General features: G+C 67.1%; 25 protein-coding genes. 22 read left to right on the forward strand and 3 right to left on the reverse strand.

The genetic code is table 11. The features are described from left to right. Nucleotides 1-114 precede the first annotated feature (114 nt). Nucleotides 115-1320, reverse strand: a complete 1206-nt coding sequence (locus tag BMY74_RS40515; protein WP_089926610.1) for an FAD-binding protein — start codon at nt 1318-1320, stop codon at nt 115-117. After that, nucleotides 1320-3827: an ATP-binding protein gene (locus tag BMY74_RS40520; protein WP_177230174.1), complete on the reverse strand. Its 2508-nt coding sequence runs from the start codon at nt 3825-3827 to the stop codon at nt 1320-1322. The genes BMY74_RS40515 and BMY74_RS40520 overlap by 1 nt, the downstream gene beginning before the upstream one ends. On the opposite strand from BMY74_RS40520, the gene BMY74_RS40525 reads away from it, so the two are divergent. The 22 genes from BMY74_RS40525 to BMY74_RS40625 all read left to right on the forward strand — a co-directional run bounded on the left by BMY74_RS40525 (nt 3812) and on the right by BMY74_RS40625 (nt 20455). Beyond that, nucleotides 3812-4453: a prepilin peptidase gene (locus BMY74_RS40525; RefSeq protein ID WP_143091917.1), complete on the forward strand. Its 642-nt coding sequence runs from the start codon at nt 3812-3814 to the stop codon at nt 4451-4453. The two genes, BMY74_RS40520 and BMY74_RS40525, sit on opposite strands and share 16 nt — an antisense overlap. 43 nt (nt 4454-4496) lie before the next feature. Beyond that, on the forward strand, nt 4497-4685 hold the full coding sequence (locus tag BMY74_RS40530; protein WP_143091918.1) for a hypothetical protein: 189 nt from the start codon (nt 4497-4499) through the stop codon (nt 4683-4685). Beyond that, nucleotides 4682-5230, forward strand: a complete 549-nt coding sequence (locus BMY74_RS40535) for a hypothetical protein (protein WP_245786662.1) — start codon at nt 4682-4684, stop codon at nt 5228-5230. Before BMY74_RS40530 ends, BMY74_RS40535 begins: the two co-directional genes overlap by 4 nt. Continuing rightward, nucleotides 5224-6069 carry a hypothetical protein gene (locus BMY74_RS40540; protein WP_089926623.1) on the forward strand — a complete coding sequence of 282 codons (846 nt, stop codon included), beginning with the start codon at nt 5224-5226 and terminating at the stop codon, nt 6067-6069. Before BMY74_RS40535 ends, BMY74_RS40540 begins: the two co-directional genes overlap by 7 nt. A gap of 186 nt (nt 6070-6255) precedes the next feature. Beyond that, a complete protein-coding gene (locus tag BMY74_RS40545; RefSeq protein WP_089926626.1) occupies nt 6256-6783 on the forward strand; it encodes a hypothetical protein in 528 nt (175 codons plus the stop codon). Beyond that, nucleotides 6783-7502 carry a CpaE/TadZ family protein gene (locus BMY74_RS40550; protein WP_089926630.1) on the forward strand — a complete coding sequence of 240 codons (720 nt, stop codon included), beginning with the start codon at nt 6783-6785 and terminating at the stop codon, nt 7500-7502. The genes BMY74_RS40545 and BMY74_RS40550 overlap by 1 nt, the downstream gene beginning before the upstream one ends. A 311-nt stretch (nt 7503-7813) precedes the next feature. Further along, nucleotides 7814-8857, forward strand: a complete 1044-nt coding sequence (locus BMY74_RS40555; protein ID WP_245786663.1) for a TadA family conjugal transfer-associated ATPase — start codon at nt 7814-7816, stop codon at nt 8855-8857. Further along, the gene (locus tag BMY74_RS40560; protein WP_089926637.1) at nt 8854-9687 is read left to right on the forward strand and encodes a type II secretion system F family protein; all 834 of its coding nucleotides are present in this window, start codon (nt 8854-8856) and stop codon (nt 9685-9687) included. Before BMY74_RS40555 ends, BMY74_RS40560 begins: the two co-directional genes overlap by 4 nt. Nucleotides 9688-9776: 89 nt before the next feature. Beyond that, the gene (locus BMY74_RS40565) at nt 9777-10562 is read left to right on the forward strand and encodes a type II secretion system F family protein (protein ID WP_245786664.1); all 786 of its coding nucleotides are present in this window, start codon (nt 9777-9779) and stop codon (nt 10560-10562) included. 5 nt (nt 10563-10567) lie between these two features. After that, complete coding sequence (locus BMY74_RS40570; protein WP_143091919.1) at nt 10568-10747, forward strand: hypothetical protein; 180 nt, start codon at nt 10568-10570, stop codon at nt 10745-10747. 13 nt (nt 10748-10760) lie between these two features. Next, nucleotides 10761-11153, forward strand: coding sequence for a TadE family protein (locus BMY74_RS40575; protein ID WP_143091920.1), 393 nt, complete (start codon nt 10761-10763; stop codon nt 11151-11153). A 35-nt stretch (nt 11154-11188) separates the two neighbouring features. Then, nucleotides 11189-11584 carry a pilus assembly protein TadE gene (locus BMY74_RS40580; protein ID WP_245786665.1) on the forward strand — a complete coding sequence of 132 codons (396 nt, stop codon included), beginning with the start codon at nt 11189-11191 and terminating at the stop codon, nt 11582-11584. Then, nucleotides 11581-11970, forward strand: a complete 390-nt coding sequence (locus BMY74_RS40585) for a pilus assembly protein TadG-related protein (protein ID WP_089926646.1) — start codon at nt 11581-11583, stop codon at nt 11968-11970. Before BMY74_RS40580 ends, BMY74_RS40585 begins: the two co-directional genes overlap by 4 nt. A 22-nt stretch (nt 11971-11992) precedes the next feature. Further along, nucleotides 11993-12379, forward strand: a complete 387-nt coding sequence (locus tag BMY74_RS40590) for a hypothetical protein (RefSeq protein WP_089926649.1) — start codon at nt 11993-11995, stop codon at nt 12377-12379. Continuing rightward, nucleotides 12376-14670, forward strand: a complete 2295-nt coding sequence (locus tag BMY74_RS40595) for a BTAD domain-containing putative transcriptional regulator (RefSeq protein ID WP_089926652.1) — start codon at nt 12376-12378, stop codon at nt 14668-14670. Before BMY74_RS40590 ends, BMY74_RS40595 begins: the two co-directional genes overlap by 4 nt. A 634-nt stretch (nt 14671-15304) precedes the next feature. Further along, nucleotides 15305-15463 (forward strand): hypothetical protein, encoded by a 159-nt coding sequence (locus tag BMY74_RS45500; protein ID WP_177230176.1) that lies wholly within the window; start codon nt 15305-15307, stop codon nt 15461-15463. Between the two features lie 31 nt (nt 15464-15494). Further along, a complete protein-coding gene (locus BMY74_RS40600) occupies nt 15495-16670 on the forward strand; it encodes an AAA family ATPase (protein WP_089926656.1) in 1176 nt (391 codons plus the stop codon). A gap of 28 nt (nt 16671-16698) precedes the next feature. Then, a complete protein-coding gene (locus BMY74_RS40605) occupies nt 16699-18432 on the forward strand; it encodes a vWA domain-containing protein (protein WP_089926659.1) in 1734 nt (577 codons plus the stop codon). A 24-nt stretch (nt 18433-18456) separates the two neighbouring features. After that, complete coding sequence (locus tag BMY74_RS40610) at nt 18457-18972, forward strand: hypothetical protein (protein WP_089926662.1); 516 nt, start codon at nt 18457-18459, stop codon at nt 18970-18972. A gap of 94 nt (nt 18973-19066) precedes the next feature. After that, nucleotides 19067-19300 carry a hypothetical protein gene (locus BMY74_RS45505; protein WP_177230177.1) on the forward strand — a complete coding sequence of 78 codons (234 nt, stop codon included), beginning with the start codon at nt 19067-19069 and terminating at the stop codon, nt 19298-19300. A 36-nt stretch (nt 19301-19336) separates the two neighbouring features. Further along, nucleotides 19337-19822: a hypothetical protein gene (locus BMY74_RS40620; RefSeq protein WP_089926665.1), complete on the forward strand. Its 486-nt coding sequence runs from the start codon at nt 19337-19339 to the stop codon at nt 19820-19822. Nucleotides 19823-19888: 66 nt separating this feature from the next. Next, nucleotides 19889-20455, forward strand: coding sequence for a hypothetical protein (locus tag BMY74_RS40625; RefSeq protein WP_089926668.1), 567 nt, complete (start codon nt 19889-19891; stop codon nt 20453-20455). 145 nt (nt 20456-20600) lie between these two features. Here the strand turns inward: BMY74_RS40625 and BMY74_RS40630 are convergent, their stop codons facing one another. Beyond that, nucleotides 20601-21161: a COG3415 family protein gene (locus BMY74_RS40630; RefSeq protein ID WP_089926671.1), complete on the reverse strand. Its 561-nt coding sequence runs from the start codon at nt 21159-21161 to the stop codon at nt 20601-20603. Nucleotides 21162-21248: the final 87 nt, after the last annotated feature.

A 21248-nucleotide genomic window follows, 5' to 3' on the forward strand; every position in this document is an offset into this window, starting at 1 on the left:
GTTGTTTCTGCCCTTCTCCTGAAGTGGTTGCTGCACTTCAGTTTTCGGGTGTCCACAACAGATTTGGAAGACGTCTTCCGTCTGCCCGCGTAGAGCAGACGGAAGACGCCCCGCTCAGAGCGGATCGAGGTACAGCGTGCCTCCGACGGCGAGGGTCTTGCTGACGAAGTGGCCGTTCGCCTCCTGCATTGCGCTGACGATCTCCGGCGACGCGGTTGGTGCGTACCGGAGTGCTGCCACCAGGAAGACCAGGTCGTCGGCCGGAAGCCGGAGCAGCGGCGTCGAGATCCTGTCGGTCCGCAACGGGTAGGCGAGGACGAGGCCGAAGTCGCTGTAGAGATCCGCGCCGAGCTCACGATCAGCGTGGTGAAGCAGGTCCTCTACCGCGGCACTCGGCACGAGCAGGTTGCACCAGGGGTGCGGCGACTCCCACAGCCCGGCCTCGCGCAGGAACGGCTCTCCATGCGCGAGCCGGTCGACGAACTCCCAGTAGGTCACGGTCTGGGTCTCGGTCTCACGGAACGAAAGGCCTCCGAGATCACCTCGCCCCGCGAACGAGACAGCCTCAAGCTCAGCGACGTGCTCCCCTTCGCGGATCTTGAGTTGCCCCTCGACGTAGTCGAACGCGCCTGCAGTCACGAGCTGACGCTGGTCGGCCACGAGCTGACCGATGGTGCCGTAGTGGAGCTTGTGCCAGGCGACGGTTTCAGGCGCCTTGACAAGGCGGAGTGTGGCGCGGGTGATGACGCCGTTGCGACCCCGACCAGCACGAACGGCGTCGAACACAACACGGTTCGCGTCAGGTGAACACGTCACGACGTCGCCGGTAGGGGTGACGACGTCGAGCGAGATCACGTTGTCGGTCTGCGCGCCGTGGTGGTGACTGGCCCCGCCCAGGCCGCCGACGGACAGGGTTCCGCCCACGGTCAGTTCGAGGTAGTCGGTGAGAACTGGCGGTGTGAGCCCGTGCGGCAGGGTCGCGCGGAGGACATCGCTCCACTTCGCGCCTGCGTCGACCACGACTCGGTCCGTTCCGACTTCGTGGATCGCGGAGAGGGCCGTCATGTCGATGACGATCCCGCCGAGTGCTTGGGATTGGCCGCCGGTGGAGTGGCCCTGTCCGCGAGGAACGACGGCGAGGTCGTGCTCGCGGGCGTGCTTGATCAGCGTGCTGATGTCGGTGGCGTCCGCGGGCCGTAGGACGGCTGTTGGGCGATCGTGCACGGTGCCGCCGTAGTCGCGCGCGGCCCATGCGAGCGCATTCTCATCGGTCTCCAGATTTCCAGTGAGCGCAGGCATGGTGCTGAGCGCTTGGTGCACTAGAAGTCCTCCTTGAGGCTTTCGATCAGCTGCTTTCGCAGTCCGGCCGCGGTCGGCTCGGTGTTCCCACTGAGTAGATCGGCGGCCGCGGACCACGACTTGTGGGCCTCGTGGAGGTTCCCGCGGTCGGCGTGCAGGTCACCAACGCGTCGGTGGATGTGCGCCTGGCTCCAGACGTCGGCGACCTCGGTGAAGGTGCGCAGGGCGTTCTCCAGGTGGTGCAGGGCTGCTTCGTACTCGCCACCGGACTCCGCCAGCCCTGCCAACAAGGTCGAGGTGCAACCCGAGGACATCAGGTCCTCGGCCTCGTCGAAGATCGCCTGCACTTCTGTGAGCAGAGCTCGTGCTGCGGCGACGTCACCACCAGCAGCAAGCACAGAAGCCAGATGCGCGGAAGCCACCGCGAACTCCCATCGATCGCCAGCTTCCGTGCTCAGCCAGCGGGCAGTCTCAAGATGCGTGGCCGCAGCGTCGAGGTCGTTGAGCTGGTAGCAAGCTCGGCCGAGACCGACGTGGCATCCCGCAACACCACTCACGTCGCCCAGTTCGATCCTGATCCGCATGGCCTGCCGGTACAGGCCGACCGACGAGCCGGCCTTCAGCTCGTCGATACCCGCGTCACCGAGCGTCTCCAGCACCCACGCCTCGGCATCGCGGTGACCACCCTGCCTCGCCATCTCCAGTGCGTCCCGCAACGCAGGCACCCACCACGACCACGCACGGCGGTGGAAGAGCATCTCGTTCACCACCACCGGCAGATATGCGACCGACGTGACGTTCCAGCGAGCGCCATGACGGACCAGGCGCACCAGGAGCTGCAACTCGTCCTCGAACCACCGGACCGCGTCAGCGGGGCGGTGGAAGGTCAGCGTCGCCACGTCGGCTGGAAGACGGTCGAGCGGCCGTCGTGGGCGAGACGGCCACAGCATCCGGATCGCCGCGGCTCCGGTGTTCAGGTACAGGTCGACCAGACGTGACAGCGCCTCGCGGTTGGTCTCCTCGTCGGCGAGTTCCCGGACCTGCTCGAGTGCGTACGCTTGGACGAGGTCGTGCATCACGAACTTGTCCTGCGAGGTCTGCTCCACGAGGTGCACCGTGGCGAGGGCGGACAGGTGGCCCTGCGCCTGCAGAGGTGAGAGGCCGATGAGCGCGGCCGCGGCCTCGATCCTGATCGGGCCTCCGGGGTGAAGGCCGAGCTGCCGGAACGTGGCCGCAATCGGCGCCGGAAGGGCGTCGTGCGACCACGACAACACCGTCCTGACAGCCAGCGTCTCGTCAGCGGTCAGCACGTCGAGCGGCTGACGACGGGTCAGCTCGTCGGCGAGCTTGCGGAGCGGCACGGTGGGCAGCAGGTTCGCCCGCTCGCCGGCGATGCGCAGTGCGAGCGGCAGGCGACCGGCGCGGTCGGCGATGACCCTGGCCGCTGCGAGGTCGCCGTCGACCCGCGTGCCCAGCACGGACCTCATCAGGTCCAGCGCCTCGTCAGAGCTCATCGGGCGCAGGGTGATCCGGACCGCGCCGTCCTGAACGACCGCACCCGAAAGCCTGTTACGGCTGGTCACCAGCGCCAACGACTGCGGAGAGCTGGGCAGCAGAGGCCGGATCTGATCGGCGTCCACGGCGTTGTCCAGCACGACGAGTGTGCGGGTCGCTTCCAACAACGTCCGGTACAGGGCTACCCGGCCGTCCAAGTCGCTCGGAATGTCTTGAGGCGAGGTGCCCAGCGCCCGGAGGAACCGGCCCAGCACGACGGCGGGGTCCTCCGGGGCATCAGCCGCGAAGCCGCGGAGGTCCGTGAACAGCACGCCGTCGGGGAAGTACGAGGCGATGGTGTGAGCCCAGTGGACCGTGAAGGCTGTCTTGCCAACGCCGGCCGGACCGTCGAAGGCGATCAGACCCTCGTGGGCGGCGAACGCGGCCGAGGCCTGGTCGAGTGCCTCCTGCCGGGGCACGAACGAACGCAACGCAGCAGGTAGTTGAGCTGGGCGGATGCGATCGCGAGTCGCTCTGGCTCGTGGCCTCGGCACGGCGAGATCGGCCAACTCGCCGCCGGCGTCGAGCGCCCGGTCGATCGCCTCGGCGATCTCGGCTGAAGGGCTGCGGATGTCGTGCTCGAGGTTGCTCAGGTAGCCCTTGCTGACATTCGCTCCGGCCGCGAGCTCGCTCAGCGACAACTTGCGCCCCTCGCGGAGTTCGTGGAGCAACTGGCCGAAGGTCAACTCGACCGTTTCGACCCCCGTCTGCTGCCGTCTGCTGTTCATCTGGAGACGCCCCTCCCCTGGCCAACCGCCGTCGACCCTGCCAACACTGAAAGTGGTCCCCCGACCACTAACAGTGCAACCCCCTGGTCCGAGAGGTGAGCGTATGTCGATCGCACCCCAGGTCGCCTCGGATTCCGGGCGGCCAGGCGTGGGAGACCACCCGGTCGAACGACAACTTTCGTTGATCAGATCGAGTCGACTTGGAGGACTTCCATGTGGAGGGAGCTGCGATGTCCCACTGGGCACCTTTCGGGCTTCTCGGTGTCGTCGCCGGACCGGTCGTTCTCACCGTTGCCCGCACGATCACCCATGGCGAGCAGTTGTCGTGGACCTCCCTGACAAGGTGCGGCTGGGTGCCCCTGGCGGCTGCGGGCACCTTTCTCAGCACCGCGTTGAGCTGGGCCGCCGTCGAACTGGGGCGGGAGGCGAGCGCACTCTCCTGGTTCGTGATCGTCGGCCTGCTCCTCGCGATGATCGATTCGACCGTCGAGCGGCTGCCTCACCGGATCAACGGCATGCTGCTCGCGGGCAGCGTCATCCAGTTGTCGTTCCTGGCTCTGCTGGGGTCCGACTTCGGTCCGCTGCTTCGCGCAGGCCTGGCCGCTGTTGTGGCGACCACCGTCGGCTTGGCCGTCTATGCAGGTTCGCGCCAGGGGCTCGGTTTCGGCGACGTCGTCCTCCTCGCGCCGGTCGCCTTGATCCTGGGCTGGTTCAGCTGGCAGCAGTTGTTCGCAGGGCTGCTGAGCGGGTTCGTCCTCGCGGCCGTCAGCATGCGCGTCCTTCGTGTCTGCAGGGTCATCCGCCACGGCGACCCGCTACCGCTCGGGCCGTTTCTGATCGCCAGCGCGGCAGGCGCCATCTTGCTGATCTGAGGGACGGTTCGTGATGTGCCTGCCGTTCAGGGACGAGAACCCAGTGATCGTCTACGAGGCACAACGTGCACTGCACCGCGCGACGGCGACGTTCGTGCTGATCGTGCTCGTGTCGCTTGTCCCCTACCTCCGCCCGGACATCAGCGCGAAGTCGGGCGATCCGATCGAGGTGGGCGTCGTTGCTCCCCCGGCGCCCACCTCGGCCCCACCAACGACCTGGAGGCCACGATGACCACCACTGCACGGGTCGCCGCGATTCTCGGCGTCGTCGCCGTCACGTCGTGCAGCGCCGAAGGCAACAGCACGACACCTCCCGAGCGCACCGCGACGTCAACGACCACGAGCATCGCCCCGTTGCCCGATCCACCTGAACGCAAAGCGATCGACGCCTACCTCGCAATGTGGCGTGAGATGGCGGAGGCGGGCGAAACGTCGAACGCGGAGGCGCCAGGGCTGGCCGAACACGCAACAGGCGACGCGCTCGTGGTCATCAGGAACAGCCTGGCCGAGGACAACCGAAAGGGACTCGTCACCATGGGATCGCCGAAGAGCGATCCCCAGGTGACCAATGTGGACCGGGCCGACGGCGTTGTGTCAGTCGTGAAGATCAGGGACTGCGGTGATGACAGCACATGGCTGAAGTACCGCAAGGGGACCAACGAGCCCGCTGACGGTCAAGGCGGCGGTCGACGGTCCATCTTCGCCGAGGTCAAGGCCCAGCCCGACGGCAGCTGGCGCGTGACGCGGTTCGCCGTGCAAGGAGTCGGATCATGCTGACTCGTCTCGCTTTCGCCGTGGCCATCGCGACGGCTGGGCTGGTGGCCACCTCCTCGTCGGCACGGGGTGACCCTGGCTGGGGCTCGGTCGACTGCTCAGCGAAACCCGGCCCGGGCTGCGAGCTCATCGCGGAGATGTCTCACGGCGACCAAGGCCGACGCCCCAGCGTGTCCGACACGACGGCGCACGAAGGTGTTCAAGACGCCTTCGCATGCAGGTACGTCCCGGTTGACCAGGGAGCTCCTGGTGTCGCTCAGCCGGACGGGCCGGGAGGCTGGTTCCACCTCCTGTGCTCGGCCGACGGCAAGAACACTGCGAATCAGCCTCCGGTGTGGATACCTGCCGGACAGCAGGCCGCGCCGTCGCTTACACCGGAGCAGGTGGCGATGATGGCCAGGGACCGACTGCGCTTGCCTGCCCCTTCCATCGCGATGAACCCGGCCGGTGAGCAGCTCGTGCACCTACCCACCTGGTTGTGGTTGCGAGAGGGCTGGAGCACTACTTCCGCGAGCGCCTCGGTACCTGGGATCACCGTGACCGCGGTCGCCGAGCCGGCTTCCGCGTCATGGTCCACGGGCGATGGCAGCACCGTCACGTGCTCCGGACCGGGTACGGCATTCACCGCCGGCAACGACCCGAAGGCCGCCTCGCCTGACTGCGGTCACACCTACCGACGCTCCTCCAGGGGACTGCCTGGTGAGGCCTTCACCGCCTCCGTCACGGTCCATTGGAACGTGCGCTGGTCCGGCGCCGGCCAGAGCGGCGTCTTTCCCGGCCTGACGACGACAGCGTCAACGACCTTGCGCGTCGCCGAGAGCCAGGCTCTCAACTCCCGCTGATCCCCAGCAGCAACACCCGAGCGTGCCGCCGATCCCGGCGCCACGTCGTGATTCCACATGCCCACAGGAGGCCCGATGCGAACGTCATCAACGCTCGAACCCAAGTCTTCGAGCACGTGGACGGGGACCACGCCCCGAACGCCTGGTCGACGGCGACGAAGCATTCCGCACCTGACGCTCGGCGCCGTGCTGGTCGTGGCATGTGCGGCCGGTGGAGTCGTTGCAGCACAGCAGCTCGGCGAGCGCCAAGAGGTCATCGCGCTGGCGCGGCCGGTCGAGGTCGGACACGTGATTCTCGAGCAGGACCTCGTCGGGGTGAGCCTCGCCGTGGACGGCGCCGTCAAGGTCGTTCCCGCTTCTGCCGCGTCGAGCGTGGTCGGGAGGCAGGTCGCGTACTCGCTGCCGGTCGGGGTTCTCCTCACCGACGAGGTGCTCGGACCGCCACGGATGCCTTCCGGCGGCCGAGCGATAGCTGCCCTCGGACTCAAGCCGGGGCAGTTCCCTCCAGAGTTGTCGCCCGGATCGAACGTGGTCGTGCTCGCCTCCGCTGCAACCGAGGACGGCACGGCGAGTTCATGGCGCGCCGTGGTCGTCGCCGTCGACAGGACCGATCAGGTGCCCGTGGTCTCGGTCGAGCTGCCGGAGCCCGACGCGCGAGCCCTGTCTTCCACGCCCGCGGACAAGGTCGCCGTGTTGATGGTCGGAGGTCGTTGATGATGGTCGTCACCTGTTCTCTCAAGGGGTCTCCCGGCTCGAGCACCCTCGCTGTCGCGCTCGGCGCCGGCTGGCCCGAGCCGACGCGCCCCATCGTCGTCGAGGCTGATCCCGGAGGCGGAGATGTCGGCGCACGGCTTCGGCTGCCGAACTCCCCCAGCCTGGTCAGCCTCGCCGCTGCCACACGTGGCAATGCCGACGCAGATCTCCTGGCACGACACGCACATGTCCTGGCGAACGGCCTGCGGATCGTGCCCGCGCCGTCGGACCCTGCGCAGTCGCGGGCCTCGATCGCAGCGTTGGCAGCCTCCCAGTTCAGTCCGCTCAGGACGCTCGGAAGCTCCGTGATCATCGATGTCGGCCGTGCCAATCCAGATCCCACGATGTTGGGCCTGCTGAGCTTCGCCGACGCACTCGTCGTCGTGGCGCGACCTCACGACGACTCGCTGGCACATGTCGCGGCAAGGCGGGCCCAGCTGCAGACCTGGTCACACCGTCTCGGCCTGGTGCTCGTGGGCAAGGGTTATCCGCCGGCCCGGGTCACGGAGGCACTGGGTCTGCCGGTTCTCGCCGGGATTCCCGAGGACGCCAAGGGTGCGCAGGCCCTTTGGCATCAACGCGGCTTCGACTCCGCGGTGAGCCGACACGCGGAAACGCTCGCCAAGCAGCTCTGGCACACAGGGCAGCAGGACGTCTCCCTGCAGAGGAGTGCGCGATGACCGCCGTGAGCTCGCTCAGCGGACCCACCGACCTGCCGTTCCAGCGGCCGATGAGCGACGTGCGAAGTCTGCGCGACCGCCTCCGCACAGACGTCACAGACCAACTCGGCGCGCGGCTGCGAGCGGACGGAAACGCGGAGCGGCCCCCTCTCGGACCGTTGCAACGGCGACAGCTGGCCGAGGCGGTTCTGCGCGACTCGATCGAGTCGATCGCCCAGAAGAGGCTTCAAGCCGGACTCGAACTGTTCGACGCCGACGTGGAACAGCGCGCTGTCGCCGAGGTCCTCGCCGAGCTGTTCGGCGCCGGCAGGTTGGACCCGCTGCTCGCCGACACCAGCATCGAGAACATCAACGTCAACGGCGCCGAGCACGTCTTCGTCAAGCACGCCGACGGCACCCGCGAGGTGCTGCCGCCGATCGTCGACTCCGACCAGGACCTCGTCCACCTGATCCGGACGCTCGCGGCGCGCAGCGGCATCGAGGAGCGCCGCTTCGACAATGCCTCCCCCGTCGTGAACTTCGCCCTCCCCTCTGGCGAACGCATCTCGGCGGTGATGACGGTGACCGCTCGACCCTCGGTGTCCATCCGCAGACACCGCCTCCGGCGGGTGAACCTGGCCGAACTGCGGGAGAACGGCACGCTGGGCCGAGGGATGGAGTCGTTTCTCACCGCCGTGGTCAGGGCCAGGAAAAACGTGCTCGTGACCGGAGGTACCTCAGTCGGCAAGACGACGCTGCTGCGTGCACTCGCCTCTGCGATTCCGGCTCACGAACGTCTGATCACCATCGAGGACGTGTTCGAGCTCGGCCTCGACCAGGACCCTGCCCATCCGGACGTGGTCGCGCTTCAGGCGCGTGAACCGAACCTCGAAGGAGTCGGCGCGATCACCTTGTCGGACCTGGTCTGGCAGTCATTGCGGATGCAGCCCGACCGCGTGATCGTCGGCGAGGTCCGTGGCCCCGAGGTCATTCCGTTGACCAACGCCATGTCAATGGGCAACGACGGCTCGATGGGCACGCTGCACGCCAGTTCGAGCGCCGGCGCGTTCACCAAGCTCGGCGCGTACGCCGTTCAAGGACCTGAGCGCCTGACTCTGGAGGCCACCAACCTCCTGGTGGCTTCCGCGCTGCACTTCGTCGTGCACCTCGAACTTTCTCCGGACCGGCGCCATCGCGTCGTGTCCTCGGTCCGAGAGGTCGTGGACGCCGACGGACGTCAGATCATCAGCAACGAGGTCTGGCGTCCCGGCCCCGATCTGCAGGCGGCGCCTGCAGCGCCACTCCGTTCTCGCACGCTCGACGACCTCCTCGCAGCGGGCTTCGATCCCGAGCTAGTGGATCGGTACCGAGAATGAGCGCCGTCCTGATGGGTGCGCTCGCTGCCGGATGCGCCATCGGCGTGTGCATGGTTGCCCTAGGAATCCGTGGAGTCGCCGCGCGACAACGGTCATTGCCCGTGCCCGATCGCTCCACCGTCGTCCGATTGGTCCTCAGCGTGGTGACGGCGCTGCTGGTCGGTCTGGCCACGGGCTGGACCGCCGCTGCTGTCCTGACTGGACTGGGCGTCGCGTTGTTGCCTGGGGTCCTGCGGGCGGGTGCGGAGGAAAACGCCCGTCTCGACCGCATCGAGGCGATCGCGAGTTGGACCGAGATGTTGCGCGACACCTTGGTGGCCGCGGCAGGCCTGGAGCACGCGGTGCTGGCCACCGCCGCACGCGCGCCCGAGGCAATCCGGCCGGAAGTCACGTCGCTCGCCGCACACCTACGTGGTGGCGAACGGCTGGCGGTGGCATTGCGACGTCTCGGGGACGAGCTGCACGACCAGACCGCGGACCTGGTGATCGCTGCTCTCGTCCTTTCCAGCGAACACCAGGCACGACATCTGGCCGAACTGCTCGGTGAGCTCGCGGCGGAGGCACGTGAGCAGGCCTCCATGCGGATGCGGATCGAGGCGAGCCGACGACAGACCCGCACGAGCGTTCGCGTCATCGTGATCACGACGATCACGTTCGCCGGCGGTTTGATCGCGCTCAACCGCGCGTATCTCGACCCGTTCGACAGCCTCCAAGGGCAATTGGTCCTCACGGTCGTGGGATCGCTGTTCGGTATCGCCTTCACATGGCTCTGCCGGATCGCCCGACTACAAGAACCCGATCGGTTCCTGGCCGCGGAGGTGCCGCGATGATCGGGTCTTTGTTGTGGGGAGCGTGCCTGGGTACAGGCCTGTGGGCGTTCGTGGTGTGGCTGGCACCTCCGCGGCCTCCCCTTCACCAGGTGCTCGCGGCGCTCACAGAGCCACCAAAGCCTTCAACGACCACGAGCTCGATTGGCCGGGTCAGGCGCACGATCGCTGGCGTCGTCGGGTCGTTGGGTCTGCCGACTGCACAGCTTCAGGCAGACCTGAACGTCGTCGGCGAGGACGTCGAGCGGCACCTGGTGTCGAAGGCGCTGTCGGGATTTGTCGGGGCGGCGCTGGCGTCGTGTGTCGGCCTCGCGCTGATGATCAGCGGTATTGGTATGCCGTTGCTGACTTCTGCGGTCGTGATCGCCGCATTCGCCGCGATCGGGTTCCTGAGCCCGGACTTCAAAGTGCGCAGTGCGGCTCGGCGTCGTCGATCGGCCTTCCGGCACGCGCTGGGTGCCTACCTCAACCTCGTCCGCATCCTGCTGGCAGGTGGTGCCGGAGTGGACTCCGCGCTGGCTGATGCCGCAGCCGTCGGCACTGGCTGGGCTTTCCACCAGCTGCGGCAAGCACTGGTCACCTCTGAGGTGACCCGCTCGACGCCATGGGAAACCCTCGAACGACTCGGCGACGACCTCAAGCTGCAGCAGCTGTCCGACCTCGCCGCCGCGGTCGGACTCGCTGGCACCGACGGCGCCAAGATCCGCTCGAGCCTGGCCTCGAAAGCGGCCGCGTTGCGCACGAGGGAACTGACCACGTCGGAGGGCGAGGCCCGCGCGGCAACCGAACGGATGAGCCTGCCTCTCGTTCTCCTGATGCTCGGGTTTCTCCTGTTCATCGGATATCCGGCCTTGATCGCAGTCCTCAACGGACTCTAGGAGTGATGATGATCTACCTCGTTTTCAACAACGTGCGCGTAGCAATCGAGCGCCTGCGGCAAGACGATCGTGGGTATGTGGGCGAGACGGTGGTGACCATCGCCGCGCTGGTCGCAGCAGCGTTGGCAGTCGCCGCCCTCCTCACGTCGTTGTTCGTCGGCGCTGCGTCCAAGATCTCGTTGTGAGCGGAGACGTGCGATGCACCGACTTCGGCTTCCAGACGACCGCGGGAGCGCCTCGGCACAGGTTGTGATCATGCTTCCGGTGGCGTTCCTGTCGTTCTTCCTGATCGTGCAGTTCGCCATGTGGTCCCACGCCACGCACATCGCCCAGGCCGCAGCCTCACACGGGCTCGCAGCCGTCCGGGCTCACGGCGGATCGCCGGCCAACGGCACCGCGAGTGCCCGAAGCGTGCTCGACGGTCTGGGCAGCGGACCGTTGCGCGGTGCCGACGTCCGCTGTGAGCGCGGCTCCGAGACAGCAGTCGTCCAGGTCTCGGGGACGGCGAAGCAGGTGGTGCCGTTCTTGAACCTGTCGGTGCACGCCGAGGCCGCGGGTCCCGTCGAGCGCTTCGTCGAGCCGAGGCGGTGATCGGCATGTGCTGGTGGCGCGATCAACGCGGATCTGTGGCAGCGGAGGTCACCCTGTGGGCGCCGGTCATGGTGATGGCCTTGGTTCTGGTGGCGGTCGTCGTGCACCGCGGTGTGGACGCCCGTCTTCGGCTCAACGACGTCGCACATCAGGCGGCACGAGCGGCGAGCATCGAGCACACGAACGCACGCGCCGAAACCGCGGCGATGGCTGCAGCGACCAGAGCACTCGCCGACGCCGGTGTGAGCTGCCAGTCGGTGCAAGTCAACGTCCTCGGAGCTGTACGCCCCGGCGCGGCGGTAACCGTGACGGTCTCGTGCGACGTCGACCTGGCCGACGCCGCACTGCTCGGCGTCGCGGCGCGGAAGCGGCTGTCGTCCAGCGCATCGGAACTGGTCGACACGTGGCGGTCTGCCGACGGTGAGACATGACCGCGTTCCTCGTCGGACTCGCCGCCAGCCTCCTGGCCCTCGCCGGGCTCGTTCTCGACGGCGGTCTCGCGCTGGCTACCAAGGTCCAGGCTGCAGGAGCGGCCGAAGCGGCAGCGCGAGCGGGCGCTCAGGCGATCGACCTGGCGACCTACCGTTCGGACAGCCGGCTCCAGCTCGAACCTGCCGAAGCGGTGCAGAAGGCACGAGCACACCTGTCAGCGGCCGGCGTTGACGGCAAAGTCTCCGTCTCCGGCAACACCGTCACGGTCGTCGTCACCGCCTCCCAGCGAACACAGCTGCTCGACCTCGTTGGGATCTCCAGCATCGAGGTTCAAGCGACCGGCCACGCGAGTCCCCACCGCAGTGTCACCACATCAGGCCCGTGAAGACGCTCGAAAGGGGAACACCATGGCGACCACGGACGAGATCCGCAGGCGGATCGAGATCGCCGACGCTGAAAGGAGCAGTCGCCGGCTGGGTACCGCCCAGCTCGTCGGCGAACTCGCGCATCGACGCACGGCGCTGTCCAAGGAACTACACGAAATCGACATCAAGCTCGGCAACCTGATCATCGATGCCGAGGACGTGATCAGCCTGCCCGAGCTGGCCTTGTTCACCGACGTTCCCGTGGACGAACTCACGCAGTGGACGGTTGCGAGCAAGCCGAAGCGAGGCCGCAGGAAGCGGTCGATCGAAAGGACGGCAAAACTCGGCTCCTCCGGCGAACAACCTGGTTCCAGCGTGCCGGAGACCTCGTCGGGCGGGGTGGCCGGTCCGCGCGTCGCAGAGCGATGACCACGAACGCAGCACACCGAGGCGTAGTCGAGCGTCTGGGCAGTGTCGTGCTCGCGACAGCGGCCTCGGTGGTGCTGCTCGCAGTGCTGATTGGACTTCCTCTTGCGCTGGGTCACTACGTCGGATGGCCCTTACCTGACGAGGTCCCGAGCTGGGCCGCGCTGTCCGTCGTCCTCACCCAGCCGATGTCAGCCTCGTTCCTCATCGACGGACTCGCCTGCGTGTGCTGGTTGTCGTGGGCGGCATTCGTGTTGGACGTCGGACTTCGTGCCGCCGATGTCCTGCGCGGAGCGCGGTGGCCGAACCTGGCGGCCGTGCGATCACCGGCTGCGGTGCTGGTCGGCTCGATCGTGTTGGGTGTCCTCGGCAACCGAGCCGCCGGCGCGACCGCAGACGGCCTGCAATTGGCTTCCTCGAGTCCGGTCGCCGCGGTCGAGACCGTGCGTGGCCCTGATCCGGCCACCGGGCAGTGCGACTCGATGTGGGCGGTCGCTGAGCGCACGCTCGGCGACGGCACCCGCTGGCCCGAGATCTTCGAGTTCAACCGCGGCAAACCTCAGCCCGACGGGCGGTCGCTCACGGATCCGCACCGGGTGTTCCCCGGAGAGAAACTTCTCGTCCCGGTGGCACCTGCACCTCCTTCCCCTGTGCCCCCTTCCCCACCCGAACCGGCGCCTCCCCCGCCACCAGCGCTCCCGCACGAGATGGCTCAGGATCAACAGCAGCCCCCACAGCCCGGCGCCGCGCCGACCAAGAACACGGCCTTCGTCGGTGTGGCCCTTGCAGCAGCCGTCAGCGCAGCCGTCGTGGTGGCGCGAAGGCGGCGTCGAAGTAGGTACAAACCAGGCAGCGGGCTACGTGACGATCTTGCCGTCGCTCCCGTGGTCTACGAGCTGCAGATCGCCCATCGTCGCGATGGCCACACCAAGCACGAGCCGTGTCCGGAGGACGAGGCCACACCCCTCGGTGTGAAGAACGGTCAGGAGGTCGCGCTCGACCTCGCCGCCTGTGGTGGCCTCGGCTTGGTCGGGCCCGGCGCAGCTCCAGCCGCACGTGCGCTGGCCCTGACGGCGATGGCGCACACGACCGTCGCGATCGTCGCTGACGATGCCGTCTCGCTTCTCGGAGAAGCTGCAATCAGCGAGCCACCGTCCAGGATGCAGGTCCTCTCGAGCTACCAGCAGCTGGTCGAGTGCGTCCCGCGGACCGTTGCGGTCGCGTGCTTGACCGAAGACAACCGACGACAACTCGAAAGCATGCTCACGGGCGAGTCCGCATCTCGCTTGGCCGGAATCTTCCTCGGTCAGTGGAAGCACGGCATCACGCTCTACATCGGCGCCGACGGCACCGTCTCGTCGACCAACCCTGGGCCCGGCGAGAAGCTTTCAGGTACCAAGCTCTTCCGCCTCGACGGCGACGATGCGCGCGACCTCCTCGGCTTGTTCCGCGAAGCCGAACCGCGTCCACAGCCCGCGGCCGCAGAGGCCGAGCTCGAACTCACCGCGAACGTCAACCCCACGGAGCGCCCACCGCTGCAGCTCCGATTGCTCGGTGCGCCCACCATTTCCTGGCCTGACGCCGAGCACGACATCACCTCTGCCGTTCAGCCGCGGCTACGCGAGCTCATCGTCTTCCTCGCCGTGCACCCGGAGGGCGCGACCCGCGAGGCGGTCATGAACGCCCTGTGGCCGGCGAACACGACCGACAAGTCCAACAACGCTCTCAACACGGCGCTGTCCCGGCTGCGCAACGCCATTTCGAAGGCCACCAGCGGCATGATCACGGACATCCTGATCGTCGGAGGAGGCCGATACCGCCTCGACCCGGACCTGGTGAACGTTGACTTCTGGCACCTGGACCGCGCGATCACGGCACGCCGCACAGCAAGCACCGCCGAGGACCGGATCGCCGTCTACCGCGAAGTCGTGAGCCTCTACGCAGGCCCGCTCGCCGATGGTCTCGACGCTGGATGGCTTGAGTCCGTGCGCGAAGCGGTGCGACGCGACGTCATCGATGCGGCCGCCGCGCTCGCTCACGCGCTCCGCGAGGTTGATCCCGAACAAACGCTGGAACTGCTGGAACTCGCACGCGCCTTCGATCCGCACAACGAGATGCTCTACCGCGACATCATGCGTCTTCAGGGGCGCCTCGGCCGCGTTGAAGCGATCCCGCGGACTCTGGCCCTGCTCGCCAGCAAGCTGGCTGAGGTCGACGACAAGCCATCAGCAGAAGCAACTTGGCTTGCGACCAACCTTCCGCGCCACCACGCCAAAGACCAAAGACTCACCTGAAGAGAATCAACAAACAGAGAATTGGCGCGACAACACAAAAAGAACCTCTGCATAGAATTTCTACTACATACGACTCGATGCTACCGTGCAATCACCATGATCAAACTAACCAACCAACAAAGGAGGATCATCCCGGGGTTCAGGTCGCAATACAGGCCGAGGGCACCTCCAGACCTGATCCGCCCGTCGCGCACTTACAGCGCTGGCCAGGATGACCACAGCGGGATCACCCGGTATCCCAGACTCGCTTGGCCACAAGCGGGAGATCAAGACGCCGCGCCAGGGCGGTCTGCAACCCTTCGTCACCTGCGCAGACCTTGCCTGAACACCTCACCTTGCCCCCACAGAGGCTCCGTAACCCGTTGAACAACCACAAGCCGCGGACCAGGTCGCAGTTCGCCGGCAGGACGCCTCGCTCCCCAGCACCCCCGACCAGCAGCACTGCAATCGCAATTTGAATTCAATTGCCATGGCCCACACATTCGACGATTCTCCCAAAAGAGTCTTGGAAAATACCACGAATCCACCTGGCAATTGACCTGCATCGGAGTTATATTTAAGTCACGCCGGAAAACCGGGAACCACATCGAATACCACACCTGGCGTGAGCCATGTCTACTGAACGGGGTCAATCATGTGTTACGCCGACACCATCACGGAAACCGACGGCACGGTTACCGCGTACTGCTACTGCGGCTGGGTCGAACACGAACACACCCCCGAATCCGCTGACATCGCTGCAGAAAACCACCAGAACGCAACCGACGACGCGTCGCCCATCGCGGCCGCCTGACCCCTGCACCCGCAACCGAAAGGGAACCGCGATGACCACGCCTGCCACCCCCGCACCGGCATCGGCAACCCGTCTGGGCAACGGCCAACTACGCGCCATGGTCGCCCGCGTCCTGGCAGACGAACCCGCAACCGCGATGACCCCGCGTGCCATCGCCGCCAAACTCGGCGGACGATCATCGGGCGCGGTGGGCAACGCGCTGAAAGTGCTCACCGATTGTGGTGCCGCCGAAGTCAGTTCAACCGCACCCCTGGCCTACCGTGCCACCGAAACCACCGCCGTTGTGGCTGCCACCACGATCACGCCCGCCCCGGCGCCCACGCCACGCTCCCGCCGCAAGAAGTCAGCGGCACCCGAAACGGGTCCCGAACCTGCTGCACCCGCCGCGAAACCCACCGCGTCTGCCATGGTCACGGGACCGGTGATGCGCCCGAACGGGCTGACCTACCACCCCCGGTTGCTGTCCGGGATGCCGGACGTGACGGCGTTGCACCGGTTGCGCGAAGCGGGAGTCGCCGCCCTGTTGTACGGGCCGCCCGGAACCGGGAAGACGTCGGTGGTCGAAGCCGCTTTTCCAGACCTGATCACGGTTCAGGGCGACGGCGACACCACGGTCGCCGACTTCGTGGGCGAGTACACCCAGACCGATGACGGCCGCTACGTGTTCGTGCACGGCCCGTTGGTTCGGGCGATGCGCGCGGGCGTGCCGCTGTTCATCGATGACGCCACGCTGATAGCGCCCACCGTTCTGGCGGTGGTCTACCCCGCGATGGACGGCCGCCGCCAGATCATCGTCAAGGCGAACGGCGGTGAAGTAGTTGACGCCGCTGACGGGTTCTACGTGGTCGCCGGACACAACCCCGGAGTGCACGGCGCGATCCTCACCGACGCCCTGTCATCCCGGTTCTCGGCTCAGATCCACGTGTCCACCGACTTCGACCTCGCCACGCAACTCAAGATCGACAAAAGGGCCGTCAAGGTCGCGCGCAATCTCGCCACCCGCCAGACCAGGGGCGAGATCGGGTGGGCACCACAACTGCGTGAGCTGATCGCGTTCCAGAAGATCGCGGGCGTACTCGGCACCGAAGCGGCCGCCGGGAACCTGGTGGGCATCGCGCCCGAAGAGGACCGGACGACCGTTGCGGCCGCTGTCCGCGATGCGTTCGGCACCCCGGTTCAGCCCCTGGCACTCGGCACCCGCATCTAGCGCAAACCGTCCGGAAAGGACATCCGCCATGACTACCCACCTGGTAGCTGACCCGGACGCGATCGGTGCTGCGATCTTCCCCGCGCGTCCCGAATGGCTCACGCTGTCCGCCGCACTGGCGGACGAGGTGCCGGTCATCGCCGACCGCGAAGACCTGTTGGTGACCATCGCACCCGGTGCGGGTGGCGGTGCCCCGGCGTGCTTCCACACGACCCGTGCGCTGATCGAAGTCGACGGTGATTACCTGGGAGTCGACCCCGCCACCGTTGATCCCGCGAACCTTTCCGACCGTGCGCGTTACCCCGTCGTGTGGGGCCTGTTGACCCACGAGTGCGCACACGCGAAGCACAGCGCGTGGGAGCTGCCCGAAGGAGTCACGGGCGCTGTCGCTGACGCCGCGATGGTGTTGGAAGAGTCGCGAATGGAAGCGGCACACATCCGACGCCGCTCCGATGATCGACACTGGTTGCGCGCCTCCGCGACGAACTTGATCCTCGCTGACTTCGCCAAGCTGCCCACGATGAGCAAGGCGGACGCCGCCCGTGCTGCTGCCCTGGTCCTGGCACGGGTAGACGGCGGAATCCTCACCAGCCCGGAAACCGCACCGGTGGCCGACGTCGTCGAGGAGATCCTCGGACCGGACACCCTGGCCGAACTGCGTGCACTGTGGCAGGAGGCGCTCGACACGGCGGACGACGACGCCGACGCGATGGTCGACCTCGGAAGGCGCTGGTGCAAAGCCATCGGCACCGATCCGGACGGCGAAACGCCTGACCCCGGTGCGACCGGTGAACCGGGTGAGTCCTCATCGCCGTCACCACTGGCCGAAGCACTCGGACGCGCTCTCACCAACGTGGCGCGCGCGGTGGCGGACGAACCCACTCCAGACGACCCCGCCGCTGTTGCAGCAGCAGCGAAAGAGGCTGCAGAACGATCCGCCAAGACGGCCGAGGCGGCCGCGCGGTCCGTGTTCTCGAAGTCGCACTCGCACTCGAGTCGCGGTTGGACGGCCACCGATGGAACCCGCCAACCGACCACGGAAGAGCGCAGCGCAGCGCGCACTCTGGGACGTGCGCTGTCGACCGCCGCGACCCGTGAGCGCGTCGCCGTGAGGTCCACATCGCCGATCCCACCCGGACGACTCCGGATGCGCGGCGCACTCGCCGCCGATGCCCAACGTGCGGCAGGGGCGATGCCCACCGCCGAGCCGTTCACCCGAACCGCACGCCTCACCGTGCCGACTCCGCCGTTGCGACTGGGCATCGCGTGTGACGTGTCCAGTTCGATGCGCCACGTTCGCGGACCTGTTGCGTCGACAGCGTGGATTCTGGCGCACGCCGGACAGCACTCCACAGTGCCCACCGAAACCGCCACGGTGATCTTCGGTCAGCACGTTCGTCCCATCACCCGCCCCGGCACGGTGCCCGCTGAAGTGACGGAGTTCAGGGCAGACGACGGAACCGAGAGGGTTGTGGCCGCGATCGATGCCCTCGACGGCGCCCTCGGACTCTCGCGCCCCGGCGCCGCAAGGCTCCTGGTGATCGTGTCCGACGGGCACTTCAACGATGGCACCGAACGCCCGGACGGGCAAAAGCGCGTTGACCGACTGCGCGCGTCCGGCTGCGCGGTGCTGTGGCTGACTTCAAGCCAATGGGATGAGCACTTCGACGGCGTGACCGTGCACCAGCTCAACGATCCCACCGCCACCGCAACGGCGATCGGCCGTGCGGCCACCAAAGCGCTCAAGTCCGCCTCACGCTGACCCACTCCGTTGGAGGTGCTTTCCATGCACAGCAATCACAACACGCCCGCGCATCGATCGGGGCTCGGCCTTGCCGAGCGGGCCGTTCGTGCCGCCCAAGACGTACGGGCCAAGGGGGCTGGTGACTTCCAACAGCGCCATGACACACCCGAACGCTGGAACAGGTGGGCACGTCGTGCCCGCGTCGCACGAACGGTTGCGGTAGCGCTGCAGCTACCGGTCGACAGCGTCACCGTCGCGGACGATCCGGACCGCCAGTACCCCACACGCGGGGGCAATGTGCCCGGTGACCTCATCACAGTCTCAGACCCCGCGACTGGTCAGGAGTGGCGGCTTCTCACCGACTTCACCAGTCCTGGTGAGAGCTGGCTCGTCCTGGACCGGTGCCCGGAATGCGGCACCGAGGTCCCCGTCGTCCGCATCGCGTGCCTCGCCGACCTCGGCGACTACCTCGCCCCGGAAACCGACCTGGTCCTCGACGACGAGGCGGGAGACCCGTCGGTTCATGGGGCTGGCTGCGCACTCGTGCCTTCCCACTGATCAAACCGCCACCAACACACGAAGGAGATCTGCGATGCCCTCTCATACACATGCGGAAACTGTCGTCCGCCGCTTCCACGAGGACGGCTTCGAGGTGACCTCTGTGGTTGCCGATCCGTCCGACGCCCAACAGGTTCTCTACGGGACCGTCACCCGCAACGGCGTTCTCGTCGGCAGCTACTACTGCACCGACCAGGTCCGCCAGTCAGGTTGGCGCGTCGTCGCGGCAGAGGGCGGACACCTCGTCTTCGGCGACGAGCCAGTCGAGCTCACCCACGACGGCGATGCGGTCTTCCTGCTGATGAAGAACGCGGACTCGCCGGCCTAACCCCCCATTCGTTCCGAGAGACCAGGAAGGCGAGACATGACCTCCACGTTCCGCAACGAGATCAAGCTCGGCGACATCGATTACAGACTCTCCGCGAAGGTGGAGTCCGAAGGCTTGCTGGTGATGGACCTGCTCGGCACCACAGAGTCAGGTGAGGTCGTCGCCGACGGGCGCCTTCGCCTGCCGGTCGACGGCGGCAGCACGATCGGCAAGCTCCTCACCCGCGTCCTGTCCGCGCACACGCGAATGCAGGTCCGCCCGTCCCGACACGCGAACGCGACCCTTCCCTGGACACAGGACCTCGACAACGAGCTGCGGCAAGCCTGGCTGCAGCCCGGTGACCGAGGCGCGGTGGAGCGCATCAACCGCCTCGCCGATCACATGCAGCGATCCCCCTCCGCCATCAGGGCCCGCCTCGCCAAGGTGGGCTGCGACCCGGACGTGGCAACCCGCGAACTCTCCGAGACCGGCGCTGCCCTGCTGCTGCGGACAAAGCCCAAGAGCCCTGGCGACGGCGACTGACCGCCCTGCGTCCAGTCCGATGAATCCCACCGAAAGGTAGCTATGAGTACGCCATTCCCTCACACCGTGGTCGATGAAAGTGTCAGCGCGGCCGAGCGCTACTACACGCTCCTCCGGATCGTGCGCCTCGGCCCGCACACGGTCCGAGTGCGAGTCCACCGGGAAGTCGAGTTGGAGCCGTGCTTCGCCGCGGCAGAGGTCCTCAGCTGTGACATGACCTGGACGCCACTCGTCATGCACCACCCGGAGTGCTGGTTCGACCGCACGGCCACGCCGTTCAAGCACGTCAACGTGAAGACCGAACTAGAACCCCTCGCGGACGACCTGATGCGACGGGTCACGGCCATCCTGGTCAAGTCGATCACGCTGCCCGAGCACGTCCTGGACGTCGTCGGCGCGTTGTTGGCGGTGGCCTACGGCAGCACGGGCGAACACGTGATCACACCCGACGACGTGCGATGGGCGAAGGCGAGCGGCGGCCCGTTCCGCGCAATCGATCGGCCGGACGGCAGCGTGCTGTTCACCAAGGCACACCGGCACGACTGCCCGCTGCTCACCAGCGAGTGCGAAATCCCCTGCGACGGTAGGTGCCAGGCCGTGCAGGCTGGTGCTGGTGACCCGGCCATGACCTAGGTTCCAGCACTCCTAGCTCCACCCGACCGACGACCTGGTGTCGCCGGTCGGCCTTCTTCTCCCACAGGTCGGCTCGCTCCCGTGCACACAAAGCGAGCCGTTGCCGAACCCCGTGGGTCCGGCAACGGCATCGGCTCAGTTTGGACTACTTCGTGGCTTCGATCGCGAACCGTTTCGGCGCTTCCTGCGTCTTCGTCACGGTTCCGGCGGACGTCAACGCCTCCAGCGCGTTGTTCACCGCGCCCTGAGAACGTCCGAGCACCCTCCCGATGTGCGTCGGTCCGAACGACTCACCAGAGTGCTTGCGCAGGAACACCTCCACAAGGTGCCTCAACGCCCCCGGCTTCAGGCGACCTACCGGCGGCGGCCCGAACGGAACGCCGGTCGGAACTGCGGTGTCGAGCACCTCAGGTTCTGCGACCGTCTCCGGGCCTGACGATTCGGCAACAGCCGACCACTGATCACCGGCACGTCGTCCGTCGACCACACCCTGCACGGCCCGTACTGCGGTCCCATCGGCCTCCCAGCGCGCCAGAATCTTCCCGGCCGTGGATTTGTTGATCCCGATGGCTGCCGCCAGACCGACGGCCGTGGAACCCGGTGCGGCGACGAGCGCCGCGCGCAACTTGTCCGTCGCCGTCTCAGGTGCAGACACCTCTTCGCTCTTGATCTTGGTTGTCGTCTTGGTCCGGTTCTTGCTGGGCATGACAGTCTCCGCGTCTCGGAAGTGGTTTCACGGTCATGCCCTGGCCAGGGCTTGCATTTAGCCTGCGGAGCGCTACCGCTTGAATCG

The organism is Lentzea albida (genome assembly GCF_900111005.1).
Lineage (GTDB): Bacteria > Actinomycetota > Actinomycetes > Mycobacteriales > Pseudonocardiaceae > Lentzea > Lentzea albida.

Bases quoted from the DNA above. Each gene is read 5' to 3' on its own strand.
- BMY74_RS40590 (WP_089926649.1), top strand. From the start codon at position 11,993: ATGGCGACCACGGACGAGATCCGCAGGCGGATCGAGATCGCCGACGCT.
- BMY74_RS40570 (WP_143091919.1), top strand. From the start codon at position 10,568: ATGATGATCTACCTCGTTTTCAACAACGTGCGCGTAGCAATCGAGCGC.
- BMY74_RS45500 (WP_177230176.1), top strand. From the start codon at position 15,305: ATGTGTTACGCCGACACCATCACGGAAACCGACGGCACGGTTACCGCG.
- BMY74_RS40595 (WP_089926652.1), top strand. From the start codon at position 12,376: ATGACCACGAACGCAGCACACCGAGGCGTAGTCGAGCGTCTGGGCAGT.
- BMY74_RS40525 (WP_143091917.1), top strand. From the start codon at position 3,812: ATGTCCCACTGGGCACCTTTCGGGCTTCTCGGTGTCGTCGCCGGACCG.
- BMY74_RS40620 (WP_089926665.1), top strand. From the start codon at position 19,337: ATGACCTCCACGTTCCGCAACGAGATCAAGCTCGGCGACATCGATTAC.
- BMY74_RS40535 (WP_245786662.1), top strand. From the start codon at position 4,682: ATGACCACCACTGCACGGGTCGCCGCGATTCTCGGCGTCGTCGCCGTC.
- BMY74_RS40605 (WP_089926659.1), top strand. From the start codon at position 16,699: ATGACTACCCACCTGGTAGCTGACCCGGACGCGATCGGTGCTGCGATC.
- BMY74_RS40585 (WP_089926646.1), top strand. From the start codon at position 11,581: ATGACCGCGTTCCTCGTCGGACTCGCCGCCAGCCTCCTGGCCCTCGCC.
- BMY74_RS40630 (WP_089926671.1), bottom strand. From the start codon at position 21,161: ATGCCCAGCAAGAACCGGACCAAGACGACAACCAAGATCAAGAGCGAA.
- BMY74_RS40610 (WP_089926662.1), top strand. From the start codon at position 18,457: ATGCACAGCAATCACAACACGCCCGCGCATCGATCGGGGCTCGGCCTT.
- BMY74_RS40575 (WP_143091920.1), top strand. From the start codon at position 10,761: ATGCACCGACTTCGGCTTCCAGACGACCGCGGGAGCGCCTCGGCACAG.
- BMY74_RS40540 (WP_089926623.1), top strand. From the start codon at position 5,224: ATGCTGACTCGTCTCGCTTTCGCCGTGGCCATCGCGACGGCTGGGCTG.
- BMY74_RS40600 (WP_089926656.1), top strand. From the start codon at position 15,495: ATGACCACGCCTGCCACCCCCGCACCGGCATCGGCAACCCGTCTGGGC.
- BMY74_RS40560 (WP_089926637.1), top strand. From the start codon at position 8,854: ATGAGCGCCGTCCTGATGGGTGCGCTCGCTGCCGGATGCGCCATCGGC.
- BMY74_RS40550 (WP_089926630.1), top strand. From the start codon at position 6,783: ATGATGGTCGTCACCTGTTCTCTCAAGGGGTCTCCCGGCTCGAGCACC.